Origin of the sequence: Pantoea sp. Ap-870 (genome assembly GCF_011752515.1) — a bacterium.
Taxonomy (GTDB): domain Bacteria; phylum Pseudomonadota; class Gammaproteobacteria; order Enterobacterales; family Enterobacteriaceae; genus Pantoea; species Pantoea dispersa.
This window is the reverse complement of sequence record NZ_VWXG01000006.1, coordinates 21643-39983: the sequence shown is the minus strand read 5'-3', so window position 1 is coordinate 39983 and position 18341 is coordinate 21643. Positions and strand designations below refer to the sequence as shown.

The 18341-nt window shown below is 60.8% G+C and carries 10 protein-coding genes; 2 read left to right on the top strand and 8 right to left on the bottom strand.

What is annotated here, in order from left to right; translation table 11 throughout:
• Positions 1-7: 7 nt before the first annotated feature.
• From baeS to F3J41_RS15245, 5 genes are all read right to left on the bottom strand, one after another.
• Positions 8-1393 carry a two-component system sensor histidine kinase BaeS gene (baeS, locus tag F3J41_RS15265; RefSeq protein ID WP_058757282.1) on the bottom strand — a complete coding sequence of 462 codons (1386 nt, stop codon included), beginning with the start codon at positions 1391-1393 and terminating at the stop codon, positions 8-10.
• A complete protein-coding gene (gene mdtD, locus F3J41_RS15260; protein ID WP_166711706.1) occupies positions 1390-2796 on the bottom strand; it encodes a multidrug transporter subunit MdtD in 1407 nt (468 codons plus the stop codon). The genes baeS and mdtD overlap by 4 nt, the downstream gene beginning before the upstream one ends.
• 98 nt (positions 2797-2894) lie before the next feature.
• Entirely contained in the window at positions 2895-5969 is a 3075-nt protein-coding gene (gene mdtC / locus F3J41_RS15255) for a multidrug efflux RND transporter permease subunit MdtC (RefSeq protein WP_166711704.1), read from the bottom strand.
• Positions 5966-9088: an MdtB/MuxB family multidrug efflux RND transporter permease subunit gene (locus F3J41_RS15250; RefSeq protein WP_166711702.1), complete on the bottom strand. Its 3123-nt coding sequence runs from the start codon at positions 9086-9088 to the stop codon at positions 5966-5968. The genes mdtC and F3J41_RS15250 overlap by 4 nt, the downstream gene beginning before the upstream one ends.
• Entirely contained in the window at positions 9088-10317 is a 1230-nt protein-coding gene (locus F3J41_RS15245; protein ID WP_166711700.1) for an MdtA/MuxA family multidrug efflux RND transporter periplasmic adaptor subunit, read from the bottom strand. Before F3J41_RS15245 ends, F3J41_RS15250 begins: the two co-directional genes overlap by 1 nt.
• A 240-nt stretch (positions 10318-10557) precedes the next feature.
• Here F3J41_RS15245 and F3J41_RS15240 point away from each other — a divergent pair, with 240 nt between their 5' ends.
• Together F3J41_RS15240 and F3J41_RS15235 are read left to right on the top strand one after the other, a co-directional pair.
• A complete protein-coding gene (locus F3J41_RS15240) occupies positions 10558-11520 on the top strand; it encodes an aldo/keto reductase (RefSeq protein WP_021509316.1) in 963 nt (320 codons plus the stop codon).
• A gap of 221 nt (positions 11521-11741) precedes the next feature.
• A complete protein-coding gene (locus F3J41_RS15235) occupies positions 11742-13076 on the top strand; it encodes a carbohydrate porin (protein ID WP_021509317.1) in 1335 nt (444 codons plus the stop codon).
• A gap of 115 nt (positions 13077-13191) precedes the next feature.
• Here F3J41_RS15235 and yegD read toward each other — a convergent pair whose 3' ends face one another.
• The 3 genes from yegD to F3J41_RS15220 all read right to left on the bottom strand — a co-directional run bounded on the left by yegD (position 13192) and on the right by F3J41_RS15220 (position 18139).
• On the bottom strand, positions 13192-14544 hold the full coding sequence (yegD, locus tag F3J41_RS15230) for a molecular chaperone (protein WP_166711698.1): 1353 nt from the start codon (positions 14542-14544) through the stop codon (positions 13192-13194).
• 75 nt (positions 14545-14619) lie between these two features.
• Positions 14620-17184: a diguanylate cyclase gene (locus F3J41_RS15225; RefSeq protein ID WP_166711696.1), complete on the bottom strand. Its 2565-nt coding sequence runs from the start codon at positions 17182-17184 to the stop codon at positions 14620-14622.
• Positions 17185-17527: 343 nt separating this feature from the next.
• Complete coding sequence (locus F3J41_RS15220; RefSeq protein ID WP_021509320.1) at positions 17528-18139, bottom strand: phosphatase PAP2 family protein; 612 nt, start codon at positions 18137-18139, stop codon at positions 17528-17530.
• Positions 18140-18341: the final 202 nt, after the last annotated feature.

Below are 18341 nucleotides of genomic sequence, written 5' to 3'. Positions count from 1 at the left end.
AGGGTGTCTAGTGAGGAACATACGGCAAGTTTAGCGTGATTTTCAGCCCACCTAAATCAGAGTCGGCCGCATTAATGCTGCCGTCATGCGCCTCAACAATATTCTTGCAGATCGCCAGACCGAGCCCGGAGCCGCCGCTGGCGCGATTGCGCGAGCTTTCGGCGCGGAAGAAGCGCTCAAACAGCTGTGCCTGCTGCTGGCGCTCGACGCCCGGTGCGCTGTCGGCAAACTGCAGCTGCCACTGCTCGCCGCTGAGCTGCATACTGAGCTGCACCGTGCCGCCGGCATCGGTGTAGCGCAGGCTGTTTTCCAGCAGGTTAGTAAACAGCTGCATCAGCCGGTCCGGATCGCCAAAGCTGCTGGCCTGCGCCGGCAGCATCAGGCTGAGCGTCAACCCCCGGCTGCGATAGCGTTCGCCAAAACTGCCCGCTACCACCTCCAGCAGGCTGACCAGATCCACCGGCTGTTTGCGGTAGGCGAGGGCGCCCGCGTCGGAGAGCGACAGCTGGTGCAGGTCTTCCACCAGCTGGGTCAGCAGCGCGACTTCACTCTGCAGCGAACTGATGGCGTCGGGCGTCAGCTTGCGCACGCCATCCTGCATCGCCTCCAGTTCACCGCGCAAAATCGCCAGCGGCGTACGCAGCTCGTGGGAAATATCGGCCATAAAGGCGCGCCGGTTGCTCTCATTTTTCTCCAGCGAGCGCGCCAGCTGGTTGAAGTCGCGCGCCAGCTGGCCAATTTCGTCGCTGCTGCCGACCTCCACCCGGGTGGTAAATTTGCCCGCCGCCAGCTGATGGGTGCCGTCCACCAGCCGTTTCACCGGTGCCAGCAGGCCGCGCGCCAGTAGCCAGGTGACCAGCGCGGCCAGCAGCGTGGTGAGGCCGACAATCAGCCAGCTGGTCTGGCGCTGCTGATGGTCAAAGTTGATATCGGTGCTGCGCGTCAGCCGCTCGGCGGGCGAGGCAATCACCCAGCCAACAATCTTGCCGTTACTGGTGGTGATATTGCGGCGCGAGCCTTCCGGCGGCACCGGCGAGCGCGGGCCGGACAGTATTTTGTACTGCTGATCGATAATCCAGAACTGGGTGCGCCAGCCGTGTGGCGGCAGCTGAGTGCCGCTGCCGGGGTTCTGTTCCAGCGAGCGCAGAATGGTGAAAATCAGCCGGTCGTTGTTACGCAAAAAATCCCAGCTACCGTGCTGTTCGTATTGATCGGCCAGCGCATCGCTCAGCAGCGTCAGGCGCTGCTCATTGCCCTTTTTGATGTAATCGACAAAGCCATGCTCAAAGCTGAGGCGCACGCCCCAGTGCATGGTGATGATCACCAGCATGCAGGTGGAAAAAATCGCCATAAACAGTTTGGCGCTGATGCCGAGTTTTACCGGCTGCTTCATCCTTTTCTCCTGCCTCTCAGGTCCACGTTTTTACTCACATCGGCGGGTACGCGCCAGAACACCAGTGCCGGCAGCGCAATCACCAGCGCCATGCACAAATAGGTGTACATAAAGGTTTGATGGGTCGCGGCGCTGTCGCTCACCGCGCCATGGCCGAAAGCGCCGAGCAGCAGACCGGCCACGGTGACGCCGATACTCATCGACAGCTGCATGATCATCGACAGCAGGCTGTTGCCGCTCGAGGCCAGCTCGTCCGGCAGCTCTTTCAGCGTCAGGGTATTCATGGACGAAAAGCGGATGGCATTGACCATGCCCTGCAACAGCAGCACCACGGGCAGCAGCCAGATCCAGCCGAGCAGCGCCACCACGGGAAACAGCAGCACCACCAGCGCCAGCGCCAGCGTGCCGCCCACCAGCGCGTTACGATAGCCAAACAGATTTACGATGCGCACCACCACGCGTTTGATGCCCATGTTGCCCAGCACCATCGGGATCATCATCAGCCCGGCGTGGAATGGGCTAAAACCGAGACCCACCTGCAGAAAAATCGGCGTCATAAACGGCAGCATGCCGCTGCCGATGCGGCCGGTGAAGCTGCCGAGCAGGCCGATGGCGTAAATGCGGTTGTCAAATAGCTTCAGGCTAAACAGCGCGTTATCGTTGTTGCGGCCGTGCATCAGGTAGAACAGCAGGGAAAACACCCCCAGCAGAATCAGCAGGCACAGCAGCAGCGGCGAGCCGCCGGCGCTGCGCTGGCCGTCGAGCGCCAGCGTCAGCGTAGCCATGCCGACCGCCAGCAGCACAAAACCGAGGAAGTCAAAGCGTCGCGTCTGCATGGTGTAGTTCGGCATCAGCAGCAGCGTGGCAATGGCACCGATGATGCCGACCGGAATGTTGATCAGGAAGATCCAGTGCCAGCTGGCATACTCCACCAGAATGCCGCCCAGCGCCGGGCCGAGCAGCGGGCCAATCTGGCCGGGCAGGGTGACAAAGGTCATGGCCGACATGTACTGCTCACGCGGCACGATTTTCATCACCGTCAGCCGGCCGACCGGCACCATCATCGCGCCGCCGATGCCCTGGACCACGCGCGCCATCACCAGCTGCTCGAGTGACGTGGCGAAGGCACACAGCAGCGAACCGAGGCTAAACAGCACGATGGCGCAGAAGAAGATGTTGCGCACGCCAAAGCGGTCCGCCAGCCAGCCGCTGAGCGGCAGCGTGACCGCCACGGTGAGCACGTAGGAGACAATCACCGAGTGCATATGCAGCGGGCTGACGTTGAGATCGTGGGCCATCGCCGGAATCGCGGTGTTCACAATCGTGGTATCCAGCGTCTGCATAAAAAAGCCGAAGGCCACAATCCACAGTTGCCAGCGGACGGTGGCGGTTTGTGCGTTCATGGTCATCCCGTGTTAACAGTTTCATCAGCCGCAGGTCGCGTAGCGGCGCGATTTATCGCGCGTTGGATTGCGCCGCTACGCTTAGTGCAGGTATGACGTTATGGCTCCGTTATCAACCGCGGCTGCTTTTTCCGACGGCGCAGTTTATCCATCATCAGATACACCACCGGTGTGGTGTACAGCGTCAGCAGCTGGCTCATCACCAGCCCACCGGCAATGGTGATGCCCAGCGGCTGGCGCAGCTCCGCGCCGTCCCCGCTGGTCAGCACCAGCGGCAGCGCACCAAACAGCGCCGCCAGCGTGGTCATCAGAATCGGGCGGAAACGCAGCTGGCACGCCTGGAAAATGGCGTCGCGCGCCGACAGGTTGCCGTTGCGCTCCGCCTCCAACGCGAAATCCACCATCATGATGGCGTTCTTTTTCACAATGCCGATCAGCAGCAGGATGCCGATCAGCGCAATCAGGCTGAACGGCGTATTAAATAGCTGCAGCGCCAGCAGCGCGCCGACGCCCGCCGAGGGCAGGGTAGAGAGAATCGTCAGGGGATGCACGTAGCTCTCATACAGAATGCCGAGCACGATATACACCGCGGCAATCGCCGCCAGCATCAGCCACAGCTGGTTCGACTGCGAATCCTGAAATACCTGCGCGGTGCCGGCGAAGCTGCCGCGCACGCTGGACGGCACGCCAATCGCCGTGATGGTGCGGTCGATGGCCTCCGATGCCTGCGACAGCGAGACCCCTTCTGGCAGGTTAAACGAGATGGTCGAGGCCGCCGACAGCCCCTGATGGTTGACCGACAGCGGCGCGTTGGCCGGCTGCCATTTGGCAAACCAGCTCAGCGGAATCGCTTTGCCGTCGCTGTTGATCACGAACATCTGATCCAGCGCGCTGACATCCTGGGTATAGCGCGGATCCACCTCCATCACCACTTTGTACTGATTCAGCGGCTGGTAGATGGTCGAGATTTGCCGCTGGCCGAAGGCGTTATTCAGCAGCGCATTGGCCGCTGACACGTCGATGCCGAGGCGCGCCATACTTTCGCGATCGTAAGTCAGCGCCATTTCGCTGCCGTTGTCCTGCTGATCCGAGTTCACATCGGCCAGCTCTGGCAGCGCGGCAAACGCCTGGCGGATTTTCGGCTCCCACTCACGTAAATCGGCGAGGTTATCCGACAGCAGGCTGTACTGATAGCTGGCGTTCGATTCGCGTCCGCCGACGCGAATATCCTGCACCGCATTGAGATAGAGGTTGGCACCCGGTTCTTTCGCCAGCTTCACACGCAGGCGGGCGATCACTTCCTGCGCGCTTTCGCTGCGTTCTGACAGCGGCTTGAGTGACACAAACATCGAGCCGCTGTTGGTGCGCGAGCCGCCGGTGAAGCCAGTGACGTTATCGACCGCCGGGTCAGCCTTGATGATGTTCATGAAATCCTGCAGCTTGCCGCGCATCGCCTGAAACGAAATGCTCTGATCGGCGGAGATAAAGCCGTTGAGACGGCCGGTGTCCTGCTCGGGCATAAAGGTTTTCGGGATGGCGATAAACAGCCAGATGGTCAGCCCGACGGTGCCGAGCAGCAGCAACAGCACCCAGATCGCGTGGTTCAGCACCCAGCCCAGCGAGCGCGCATAGCCCTGCTGCACCGCCAGCAGCACGCGGCCAAATCCACGCGTGCGCGGCTGGCTGCGCTTCGCCTGTGGTTTCAGCAGATACGCGCACATCATCGGCGTCAGGGTGATGGAGATAAACAGCGAAATGAGAATCGCCACCGACAGCGTGATGGCAAACTCCGAGAAGAAGCGGCCAATAATACCGCCAATCATCAGCAGCGGCAGGAACACCGCAATCAGCGACAGGCTCATCGACAGCACGGTAAAGCCCACCTCGCGCACCCCGGTGAGTGCCGCCTGCAGCGGCTTCATGCCGGCTTCGACGTGGCGCGCGATGTTTTCCAGCACCACAATGGCGTCATCCACCACAAAGCCGGTGGCGATGGTCAGCGCCATCAGCGACAGGTTATTCAGGCTGAAACCGCACAGGTACATGGCGGCAAAGGTACCAATCAGTGATACCGGTACCGCCGCCGCCGGAATCAGCGTGGCGCGGCCGTCGCGCAGGAAGAAAAACACCACCAGAATCACCAGCGCCACGGCGATCACCAGCGACTGCTCCACTTCATGCAGCGAGGCGCGGATAGTGGGCGAACGGTCCTGGGCGATTTGCAGGTCGATAGCTGCCGGGATCACCTCATGCAGCTCCGGCATTTCCGCTCGGATGCGGTCGACGGTATCAATGATGTTGGCGTCCGGCGATTTGCGCACCACCAGCAGCACCGCTGGTTTACCGTTGGTCATCCCGGCGTTGCGCACGTCCTGTACCGAATCCTGCACGTTCGCCACATCGCTCAGCCGTACCGCCGCGCCGTTGTTGTAGTGCACCACCAGCGGCTGATAGACGCTGGCGGTTTGCAGCTCATCGTTGGTCCGCACCTGCCAGCGCTGCTGGGTATCGTCGATGGCACCCTGCGGACGGCGCTGGTTGGCGTTGCTGATGGCGGTGCGCACCGCATCCAGCGACACGCCCTGATTAAACAGCGCCTGCGGATTGAGGTCGACGCGCACCGCCGGCAGCGAACTGCCGCCCACCGTGACATCACCGACGCCATCAATCTGCGACAGCTTCTGTGCCAGTTGCGTCGACGCGTAATCATACAGCTGACCGGGATTATAAATGTCCGAGGTCATGGTGAGGATCATGATCGGCGCATCAGACGGGTTGGCTTTGCGGTAGGTTGGGCGATTGGGCATACCGGTCGGCAGCAGGCTCTGGGCGACATTGATCGCCGCCTGCACGTCGCGCGCCGCGCCGTTGATGTCGCGGTCGAAATCAAACACCAGGATGATGCGCGTGCTGCCCAGCGAGCTGGTGGAAGTCATCTCACTGACGCCGGCAATGCGCCCCAGCGAGCGCTCCAGCGGCGTGGCGACCGAGGCCGCCATGGTTTCCGGCGACGCGCCGGGCAGCGAGGCCGAGATCAGAATCACCGGGAAATCCAGCTGCGGCAGCGGCGCCACCGGCAGCAGACGGAAGCCAAGAATGCCCGCCAGCGCAATCGCCAGCGTCAGCAGCGTGGTGGCAACCGGCCGATGGATAAACAGGGCGAAAAACTTCACGACTGCGCCTCCGTGCCTTTCAGACGCCGGCGCGTGGCGTGGGCAAGGCGATCAAACAGCAGATAGATCACCGGGGTGGTAAACAGCGTCAGCACCTGGCTCAATACCAGGCCACCGACCATGGCGATGCCGAGCGGACGACGCAGCTCCGCGCCGACACCGGTACTAAGCATCAGCGGCAACGCGCCAAGCAGCGCCGCCAGCGTGGTCATCAGAATCGGCCGGAAGCGTAGCAGACAGGCCTGATAGATCGCCTCACGCGGCGCCATGCCCTGTTCACGCTCGGCGGCCAGCGAGAAGTCGATCATCATGATGGCGTTCTTCTTCACGATACCGATCAGCAAAATGATGCCGATGATGGCGATGATATCCAGCTCGTTGCCGCTCAGCATCAGCGCCAGCAGCGCACCAACGCCGGCGGTGGGCAGCGTCGACAGAATGGTAATCGGGTGGATGAAGCTCTCATACAGCACGCCGAGCACGATATACATCGCCACTACCGCCGCGACGATCAGCCAGATGGTGCTGGTCAGCGCCGCTTCAAACGCCAGCGTGCTGCCCTGAAACTGCGTCATCATCTCTGCCGGCATGCCGACCTGATCTTCCGCCGTGGTGATCGCCTGCAGCGCATCGCCGAGCGAGTAGCCGTGCGCCACGTCAAACGAGAAGGTGGCCGACGGGAACTGGTCGAGATGATTAATGCTCAGCGCAGCGTGGCGCTCTTCGACTTGCGCGATGGCGCTGAGCGGCACGCTGCCGCCGTCGCTGCTGTTCAGGCGAATCGCGTCGAGGCTGGCGAGACCGGGGGTTTGCGTGTTGTCCTGCTCCAGCACCACGCGATACTGATTGGCCTGGGTGTAAATCGTTGAGATCAGGCGCTGACCAAAGGCGTTGTACAGCGCATTATCAATGTCGGCCATGCTGATGCCGAGCCGGCTGGCGCTGTCGCGATCGACGCGCACAAAGGCTTCCAGCCCCTGATCCTGCCAGTCGCTGCTGACGTTGCGCAGCTGCGGCAAGGTGTTGAGCTGTGCCAGCAGTTTCGGCACCCAGCTGCCCAGTGACTCCAGCGAACCTGACTGCAGGGTAAACTGGTACGGCGTGCGGCTCGCCTGGGTATCAATGGTCAGGTCCTGTACCGGCTGCAGCCACAGCGACACGCCGGGCAGGCGATCGATCGCCTGCTGCAGCCGCTGCTGCACTGCCGGAATACGATCGTCACGCTGGTCCAGCGGTTTCAGGTTAATTTGCAGCCGCGCGCTGTTAAGCGCCGCGTTGGTGCCATCCACGCCGACGAACGAGGTCAGGCTCTGCACCGCCGGATCTTTCATAATGATCGACGCCACGTCGCGGGTGCGCTGCGCCATACTGGCGTAAGAGACCGACTGCGGCGCCTGCAGCGTGCCCTGAATGATGCCGTTGTCCTGCTGCGGGAAGAAGCCCTTCGGAATCACCACCCACAGCAGCACCGTCAGCAGCAGTGTGCCAAGCGCCACCGACAGCGTCAGCCACGGGTGGCGCAGCACGCGCGTCAGCCAGCGGCCATAGCCGGCAATCACCTTATCGAACATCGCCTCGCTGGCGCGGGAGAAGCGGTTCTGCCTGCGCAGCGATTCGGCGCTCAGCATGCGCGCGCACATCATCGGCGTCAGCGTCAGCGAGACCACCGCCGAGATCAGAATCGCCACCGCCAGCGTCACGGCGAACTCGCGGAACAAACGGCCAATCACGTCGCCCATAAACAGCAGCGGAATCAGCACCGCGATCAGCGAGAAGGTGAGGGAGATGATGGTGAAACCAATCTCACCGGCACCTTTCAGCGCGGCGGTCATCGGCTTTTCGCCTTTTTCGATGTAGCGCGAGATGTTCTCGATTACCACGATGGCGTCATCGACCACAAAGCCGGTGGCGATGGTCAGCGCCATCAGCGTCAGGTTATTGATCGAAAAGCCAAGGAAATACATGGCGGCGAAGGTGCCGACCAGCGACAGCGGCACCGCGACCGCCGGAATAATGGTGGCCGGGACGTTGCGCAGAAACAGATAGATGATCATCACCACCAGCCCGATGGCCAGCATCAGCTCATGCTGGGTATCCGCTACCGAGGCGCGAATGTTGGTGGTGCGATCGGTGAGCAGTTTGACGTCAACCGACTTCGGCAGCGTGGCGGTCAGCGACGGCAGCAGCGCGCGGATGCTGTCAGCGGTGGCGATAATATTGGCGCCCGGCTGGCGCTGCACGTTCAGCACAATCGCCGGCTGACGGTTGGCCCAGGCGCCCAGCCAGCTGTTTTCTGCGCCCTGTTCAACCGTGGCGACGTCGCCCAGCCGCACCGGCGCGCCGTTGCTGTAGCTGATAATCAGCTTGCGGTAATCCTCCGCGGAGGTCATCTGGTCATTGGCCGACAGCGTGATGGAGCGCGTTGGGCCATCAAGACTGCCTTTCGCCGAATTGACGTTGGCGTTGCTGATGGCGGTGCGCACCGTCTCGCTGGTGAGGCCGAGGGCCGCCAGCGCCTGAGCGTTCATCTTCACCCGCACTGCCGGACGCTGGCCGCCGGAGAGCGTGACCAGACCGACGCCGGAGACCTGGGAAATCTTCTGCGCCACCCGCGTTTCCACCATGTCCTGCACCTGCGTCAGCGGCATGCTGGTGGTGGTAACGGCCAGCGTCATGATTGGCGGATCGGCCGGATTGACTTTGCTGTACACCGGCGGATTCGGCAGATCGCCAGGCAGCAGGTTAGTGGCAGAGTTGATCGCAGCCTGCACTTCCTGTTCGGCAACGTCGAGCGCCAGCGTCAGCTGGAACTGCAGCGTAATCACCGAGGCACCGCCGGAGCTTTGCGACGCCATTTGCTTCAGGCCGGACATCTGCCCGAACTGGCGCTCGAGCGGCGCGGTAATCGACGAGGTCACCACATCCGGGCTGGCGCCGGGATAGAGCGTGACGACCTGGATGGTCGGGTAATCGACTTCCGGCAGCGCGGAAACTGGCAGGAAGCGATAGCCCAGCACGCCGGCCAGCAAAATCGCGATCATCAGCAGCGTGGTGGCCACCGGGCGCAGAATAAACTGGCGTGACGGGCCGCCGCTGACGTCGGGAGGCATCACCTGCATTATTGACGTTCTCCGCGAGCCGGTTGCGCCGCGCGCGTGCTGTGCGTGGCGGTACTCTGTGCGGCGACAATCTCCACCGTGGCGCCTTCGGTCAGGCGGTCGAGACCGTCGGTGACCACGCGCTGACCGGCCTGCAGCCCGGCATCAATCACCACTTTCTGGCTATCCTGCAGCCCGGCGGTGACGCGTTTCTTGCTCACTTTGTTATCGCTGTTCACCACCCAGACAAAGTGGCCGTCGTTGCTCATCTGCAGCGCGGCAGTCGGGATCACCACCGCGTTTTGCAGCGTATCCACCTTCAGCCGGGCATTAACAAACTGGTTGGGAAACAGGGCGTCGTCCTGATTGCTGAAGCGCGCCTTAAGTTTAATGGTGCCGGTGGTGACGTCGATCTGGTTATCAATGCTCAGCAGCGCACCTGTGGTCAGCAGGGTTTTATTGCTGCGATCCCAGGCTTCAACCTGCAGCGGCTGGCCGCTTTTCTGGGCTTTCAGGATCTGGCTGATGTTGTTCTCGGCAACGCTGAACACCACGTCAATCGGGTGCGTCTGGGTGATCACCACCAGACCATTGGTATCGCCGGCGGTAATGTAGTTGCCGACATCCACCTGCTTCAGCCCGACGCGTCCGGCAATCGGCGCGGTGATGCGGCTGTAGGTCAGATTGAGCTGCGCGCTGGCCACATTGCCTTCGTCGGCTTTGATGGTGCCGAGGGTTTCACTAACCAGCGAGCGCTGGGTATCCAGCTCCTGCTGCGACACCAGCGAGGTTTTCGCCAGTTTTTCGTAACGGCTGAGGTCGCGGCGCGCATTAGCCAGCGTCGCCTGATCTTTGGCCAGCTGGCCCTGCGCCTGGGTGAGCGCTACCTGCCATGGGCGGGGATCGATTTCTGCCAGCAGCGCGCCGGCCTCCACCTGCTGACCTTCCGTAAAGTGCAGCGCCATCAGCTGGCCGTCGACCCGGCTGCGCACCGTAACGGTGTTGGCCGCGGTGACGGTGCCAAGTCCGCTGAGGTAATAGGGCACGCTTTCGGTGGTCGCGGTTGCGGCCTGCACCGGTGCCAGCGGACGGCGTCCGCCGCCGTTGTTGCCACCGCGTCCGTGATGCGGCTGGCCATCAGCCTGGGTAGCCTGTGCAGGCTCGGCCGGATGCTGCCACCAGTAGTAAGCGCCCGCCAGCGCAGCCAGCACCACCACGCTAATCAGGCCTGTTTTTAATCGTTTATTCATTGCTCTGTGTGCTCTCCGGCGGTTTCGTTTTCCCCACATGCGCGCGCAAACGAACCGCGGCGCAAACGAAATGATTGTAGTCGCCCGGGCCGGGCAAAAATTGAAGGAATTAAGAATATCGCCCCGGGCACGCTAAGTATTCATATTCAGTAAATATTTTGGCAGCAATACGCATAAGCGTGACTTTTTCCTTTGCTAAGCTGAATGACAGACCAGTCTCGTTTCACTAAGGAGGATCACATGCGTCAACACAAAACCCGCCAGCTGGGCGACAGCGGTATCAGCGTGCCGCTGCTGACGTTTGGCGGCAACGTTTTTGGCTGGACGGTCGATGAAAAAACCTCGTTTTCACTGCTCGACGCGCTGGTGGAAAAGGGGCTGTTCTTCATTGATACCGCAGACGTTTACTCACGCTGGGCGCCGGGCAACGCCGGCGGTGAATCGGAAACCATCATCGGTAAGTGGCTGAAAAAAAGCGGTAAGCGCGACAGTATCGTGCTCGCCACCAAGGTAGGCATGGAGCTGACGCCGGAGAAAACCGGGCTGAAACCGGCCTATATCCGCCAGGCCGTGGAAGATTCGCTGCGCCGCCTGCAGACGGATGTCATCGATCTCTACCAGGCGCACCGTGATGACGACAGCACGCCGCTGGTGGAGACGCTGAAAGCCTTCGACTCGCTGATCAAAGAGGGCAAAGTGCGGGCTATTGGTGCGTCCAACTACAGCGCGCAGCGCCTGCAGGAAGCGCTCGACATCAGTAAGCAGGAGGGACTGGCGCGCTATGAAACCCTGCAGCCGGAGTACAACCTGTACGATCGCCAGGAGTATGAAAGCGGACTGGAGCAGGTGGCGGTGAAAAACGGTCTCGGCGTGATTAACTACTACTCGCTGGCCAGCGGTTTCCTGAGCGGGAAATACAAAAAGCCGGAAGACGCCAGCAAAAGCGCGCGCGGCCAGGGCATTGTAGAAAAATACCTCAACGATCGCGGTAAGCGCATCATTGAAGCGCTGGAAGATGTCGCGGCCTCGCACGACGCCTCGGCTACACAGGTGGCGCTGGCGTGGCAGATTGCGCGACCGAGCATCACGGCACCGATTGTCAGTGCCACCTCGCTGCAGCAGCTGGATGAGCTGGTGAAAGCCACTGAGCTGGAGCTCAGCAAGCAGGAGATTGAAGAGCTGGCCAGCGCCAGCAAGCCGTAACGCGAAGCGGGACGCTGCGGCGTCCCGTCACGTAATAATTTTTTCGCCACGCAAAAAATGCCTTTTTCCTCCAGAAGATATCCATTCATCGATCGCTGTCACAATTGCGTTAAGTCACTGTCACCTTTGCACTCACTGCGCACAGATTTGCAAAAATTGACATAACCTCAGCATTATTCTCTGCCCGTTCCTCTCCGGAAATTCACAGAAGAATAATCATCATGAACAGAAAAAAAGCAGTGCAGCATATGCCTCGCCTGGCAGCGGGCACCCTGATGTTTGCCATGTTGAGTGCGTCGGCGGTGGCAGCCGATGCGTTCAGCTACGATTCTCCCTATATGTTTGGCGACTGGGGCGGTAACCGAACGCAGCTGGAAAACGACGGCGTGAAGTTCGACGTTAACTACACCATGGAGAGTGCCTCGAACCTGGGCGGCGGTGCCGATACCAACACCTCGATGCGCTACAGCGATCAGTGGGCGTTTGGCCTGAATCTTGACCTGCAAAAACTGCTCGACTGGCAGGATGCGCAGTTCCAGATGACCATTACCGACCGTAACGGTCGCAATATCTCCGATCAGGTGGCAGACCGCCGTACCGGCATGCTGTCATCGGTGCAGGAAGTGTACGGACGTGGCCAGACCTGGCGTCTGACGCAGTTCTGGCTCAGCAAAGGGCTGTTTGATAACACCGTCAACCTGAAAGCCGGTCGCGTCACCGTCGGGGAAGATTTCGACAACTTCGACAGCAAGTTCCAGAACCTTGCATTCGGCAGCGGCCAGGCGGGTAACTGGCGCGGCGACCGCTGGTTTAACTGGCCGGTTTCCCAGTGGGGCGGCCGCGTGAAGGTTAACTTCACGCCGGAAGTGTTCTTCCAGGTGGGCTTCTACAACCAGAACAGTGCCAACTACGATCGCGGTGACGGTTTCCGTCTGGATACCAGCAACTCCGAAGGCAACCTGGTGCCGGTGGAACTGGGCTGGAAACCGACCTTCGGGCCGGCTAACCTGCCTGGTAACTACCGCATTGGTTATTACTACTCTTCGGCCAACGGCGATAACTACGGCAGCTGGCGCGATGGCGCTTATCAGAGCAAGGATCACGCTTACGGCGGCTACGTGCTGTTACAGCAGCAGCTGACCGCGCAGGGCGGCGATGCCAGCCGGGGTCTGGGCGTGACGGTGCAGGCGGTGATGAACGATCACAAAACCTCGAAAACCGACAACTATCAGTCGATCAGCTTTACCTGGAAAGGGCCGTTTGATGCGCGTCCGCAGGATGAGATTGGCGTCGGCGCGGCGCGTATTCACGTCAACAGCGCGTATACCCGTTCGCTGCGTCAGCAGAATGATGCCAACGGCGAAACTGATTTCGACAGCCCAACCTATCTGCCGATTCAGGATGGTTCCGAGTACAACTACGAGGTTTATTACAATGCGCAGCTGACCAAATGGCTGCAGCTGCGTCCAAACCTGCAATACGTGGTGGCACCGGGTGCGGTGAGCGAAGTGAAAGATGCGTTTGTGGGTGGGATCAGTGCGAACGTGAATTTCTAATCTGGCAGAATGTGTGACTTTTCCCTCTCCCTTTGGGAGAGGGCAGGGTGAGGGGAAAATCGCACGGAGCTGTCTGGCCCTCACCCTAACCCTCTCCCGCAAGCGGGAGAGGGAATTATCTGAACATCACTTCGGCCCAGCGCGCCAGGCCGGCGGTGACCGAGCCGAAATCATCGCCGCTGGCGATGGGCGTGTCGGGCAGTGCCTGCTGCAGCGCGGCGCGCAGGATCGGCGAACGGGCGCTGCCGCCGGTGAGGTAAATCACCTCCGGACGGGTGTCACAACTGGCCAGCGCCAGCTGCACCTGCTCAAGAATGCGCGCCAGCGGCTGGTTGATCGCCTCTTCCAGCTGCGCGGCGCTGATCTCCGCCTGCAGCGTTTGCGCAATAAACGCCAGCGAGGCCGCGGTCTCGCGCTCCTCGGAGAGCGCAATCTTGCTCTCTTCCGCCGCGCGCACCAGCCGGTAGCTCAGCTTCTGCTGCCAAACTTTCAGCAGATGCGCGACTTTATCGCCCTGTTCGGCATCACGCACCAGATCGCGCAGCAGCTTACCGCTGGCGGCTGAGTAGAAATCGCTTTGTGCCGGCACATCGTTAATCGCCACCGCGTTCCACCACGGCAGGGCGGGCAGGGCAGTGCCCTTCAGCGTGTTACCGCCCAGACCCAGCAGCGGCATCAGCGTTTTGAACGCCAGCATGATATCGAGGTCGTTACCGCCGACGCGGCAGCCGCTGTGGCCAAGCAGGCTGGCACGGCGATCGGACTGATTACGCCACTGCGGACCCATCAGCAGCATCGAGCAGTCGGTGGTTCCGCCGCCGATATCCACCACCAGCACGCGTGTCTCCTGCTGCAGCGTGGCTTCAAACTCCAGACCGGCGGCAACCGGCTCGAACTGAAACTCGACGTCGCGGAACCCGGCACGCTGTGCAGCACGCAGCAGAATGCCCTGCGCCTGCTGGTTGGCATCTTCACCGCCCAGCCCCTGGAAGTTGATTGGCCGGCCAATCACGGCCTGATCAATCGGTTGGTCGAGCTGGGTTTCACCCTGCTGGCGAATGTGCAGCATCATGGCGCACACCAAATCTTCAAAGAAGGCGATCTGCTGGGGTTTCAGGCCGCTGGCGCCGAGGAACGACTTCGGCGATTTGACGAACCACACCTCTTCCGGATCAACCATATAGTGCTGCAGCGCGGTCAGACCAAACTGTACGCTGGCAGGCGTTACCTCGATATCCTCTTCGCGGTTATAACGCAGCGCGCGCTGCAGCAGCGCGGTGCTTTCGCTGTCTGGCGTGGGGACCTGATGATGGCGATGCAGCCATTCACTGATGGCTTCGCGCGTGGGCGCGCAAATCATGGAGGGAAGCAGGCGCTGACCGTTTTCCAGTGTCAGTAACCGCGGTGTGCCGCTATCCGTTACTGCGATGGAACAGTTAGCCGTGCCGTAGTCGAATCCGATAAACATTGTATCCCCCATGCCAGAAAAAAGGGGGCGACTTTAGCGCAGCCAACGCGGGCTGGCAATGGGCAGCGCCGCAGTTTATCCCTGAACTTCCTGGTAAACCTGATACTGGCCGCGCCCGGCGTGTTTGGCGCTGTAACAGGCGACATCGGCCTGCGACATCACCACATTGCTGATGCAGTTATGCTGATCGATTTGCGTGATACCGGCGCTGGCGCCGACGTGATACGGCCGGTCCTGCCACATAAAGGTAAAGTCATGCACCGCGCTGACGATGCCCTGCACCACCTCGCGCACCTGGTCAACATTGCTGTAGGGCAGCAGCAGGCCAAATTCGTCACCGCCGAGGCGCGCCAGCACATCGCTATTGCGCAGGTGCTGCTGCATGAGGTCGGCCAGTGCGCGCAGCAACGCATCGCCAGCGGCATGGCCGGCGGTATCGTTGACCGCTTTAAACTTATCCAGATCGATAAACACCAGCACGTGCTCGCTGTGATGCGCGGCGGCGTCATTCACCAGTCGCTTCAGCTGCTGTTCAAAGCTGTGACGGTTCGGCAGGCGCGTCAGCATATCGTGGGAGGCGCTGTAGCTCAGGCGTTTCATCATGCGGCGCGACTCGCTGACGTCATGAATGACCATTACGGCACCAATGTCGCTGCCGGTCAGGGTTTTCAGCGGCGTGATGCTGTAGTGAATCTCGACCTGGGCACCATCCGGTGTATGCAACACCAGCTCTTCTTCGAGGTCCGGTGTGGTTTTGCTGGCGGGCAGGCTGCACAGCAACAGATTCTCCACGCGCGGCCCCTGCGCGCCACGCGTAATCGTCAGCAGTTCGCTCAGCGCCACGCCAGCCGCTTTCGCCTGCGGCCAGCCGCTCAGCGTCTCGGCCACCGGATTCATGAAGGTCACCCGCATCTCATCGTCAGTACAAATCACTGCTTCACCAATCGAGTCGAGGGTGATGGCCATACGTTCCTTCTCCTGGAACAGCGCTTCATTCAGCGTACGCAGCGAGGTGATGTCCTGACAAATGCCCAGCATGCGTTCGATCTGCCCGTCTTTGCTGATGATGCTATTGGCCTCGGAGCGCACGTAGCGCACGCCCTGCGGCAGATTGATACGGTACTCCAGCTGGAAGGCGCTGCGGCGTTCAATCGCCTGCTGAATGGTGAGCGCGGCCGCTTCGCGTTCCTGAACATCGACCAGATGCAGCCACAGGTCGTAGCTCGGCACCCGGTGCGGCTCCAGCGCGAATAACTCGTACATGCGCTTGTCCCATAACATCTCGCCGTTTAGCAGGTTCCACTCCCACACGCCGATGCCGCCCGCTTCGTTGGCCAGCGTGATGCGCTCCATCAGCCGCTGGTTGACCTGCTCGCTCTGCTTCAGCTCGGAGATATCCACAATCTGCGCGATAAAGTAGAGCGGGTGCAGCTGCGCATCACGCACCATCGAGACCGTGAGGCGCGCCCAGACGATCTCGCCATCTTTGCGGAAATAGCGCTTCTCCAGCGTATAGGTCAGGATCTCACCGGCGATCAGCCGCTCCAGCTGTTGCAGGTCGCTGTTGAGATCGTCCGGATGGGTGATCTGCTGGAAGGTGAGTTTTTTCAGCTCCTCCGCCGCGAAGCCCAGCGTGCGGCACAGCGACTGGTTGACCTGTTGCCAGCCGCCTTCCGGCGATACCAGCGCCATGCCGATGGCGGAATACTCCATGGCGTTGCGGAAGCGGGTTTCGCTTTCGCTGATGTGGTGCTTTTCACGCTGGAAGGCATCCATCACCAGCGACATTACGTGGCTCGGCAGCAGCACCAGCAGAAACGGCAGCCAGGTGCTGACCTGGCCGAGCAGCAGATCGTTGCGCGCCAGGTTGACCCAGTCGAGCGCCAGCAGCAGCGAGATAAAGCTGGCGTTGAGGAAAAACAGCAGAAAGGCTTCGAATTTGGGCAGGCGCACCGCGCACCAGAACAGAATCACCACGATGAAGGTAAACGGCCACGGCAGGAAACGCAGCGCCAGATAGCTGGCCAGCAGCGTGACGATTAGCGTGAGCAGCGTCTCCAGCTGACGTTCCGGCGTGATCAGCTGGCGCAGCGGTTTATCAGGCCACAGCAGCAGCACCGGACCGAAGGCCAGCACGCCAATCACTTCAGAGATCACCCAGGTGGAGAAAAACGGCAGCGAGGCGTGGCCGTCGACGTGCAGCATCCATAGCGCCACCACGCCGCCCAGCAGCGGCGCGATCAGGCCCGCAGCCAGCGCAAAGCGTATCCAGTCGGCCAGTGAGTTGAGCGGGGCTTTGCGGTCGAGCAGCGCGCGCAGCATCAGCCCGCCGAGGATGGCCTGCACCATATTAAGGATGGCGAATTTGACATTGCTCAGGGCCGGGCCGATCACCAGCAGATTGGCCAGCGCCGTGCCGAGCACGCAGCTGGCCAGCAGCAGCGGTACCTGTCGCGAGGGCGCGCGGAACACCACGACGGTCATTAACGCGGTGGAGTACCAGAGCGGGGAAATGCGGCCGCTGACGACAATCAGTTCCAGACAGAACAGCGTCAGTAAAAATGCCAGCGCGCAAAGCAGCAGGGCGCTGAGCCACTTTTTTTGCGGATTATCCTGCGAGGTTACTATCTCAAGAGTCATGCACGAATCCAGCAGCGCGCATTGATTACTCGAAGAAAAATGCGCCAGTCAATCTCTTAATCCATGCTAGCACATCTGTCAGATATCTTTGTGCGGAAATGTTTTTTTGCGGCCTGCATCCAGGTGCGCATGAATGCGCACCCTACAAAACCGGTGAAATCTGCTGGCAGTATCGCGCCTGCTGGATCTGCAGCGATTCAGGGAAGGACACGACAAATTGCACGATTTTGTAGCGGCGCGATTTATCGCGCAATAAATTGCGCCGCTACCGTATGTGCAATCATTTGTGGAACGTGTTCAAAACGTAATGGACATACCTTACACCCTTTACCGCGCAACGCACTCAGCGAAACAAATCGGCGCGGGTGAAGGGCTTTTCCAGCCCGGCGAGGTCAGCGGAAAAACGCTCGAGGAACTGCTGAGTGGTGGCGACGCGGCCGTGGCCCATCAGCAACAGCGGAATCAGAAATGCCACCGCCACCTGCACCACGCTAAACCCCTTCAGCGCGGTGCGGCGCTGGCTCAGCAGGAACGCGCTGCTCAGCGTAAAGCCCAGCATCAGTCCGGCCAGCACTTCACTCACCGAGTGCGCATGGATCACCAGGCGCGATAATCCCACCATCAGCGGAATCAGATAGCCGATACCGATGGTCAGGGCGCGCCAGAACGTGGGCCAGCGGCCGGAAATCAGCCACATCATCACCGGCCACAGCGTCGCTGACATCGCGCTATGGCCGCTGAACCCGGTGAAGTTGTAGCGCGCGCTGCCAATGCCGAAGCCGAGAAACATAATTTTCGAGATGCTGACCAGCAGGCCCGCCAGGCCAAACGCCAGCAGCCAGTACCAGACGGTGCGACGGTTGTCGCTTTTCCATGGCAGCACCAGTGCGATGATCACCGCAGTGGGGATCAGCAACATACTGTCGCCGAAATAGGTCAGGGTTCTCCAGCTCATACTTTTCCTTGCAACGACTATCGGGCTCCCGCCAGTCACACGGCGGGCAGAGAAACAGTGTATCGATTAAGCCGCTGGCTGCAAAACGGGATAGTCTGAAAAGGCGGCGCGCCGGTTTTCACTGGCATCAACCCGGTGAAATCCCTATAATTGCCGCCAACTAACCCTCTCAATCGGCCTGTTTTTGTGCAGACAGAAACCG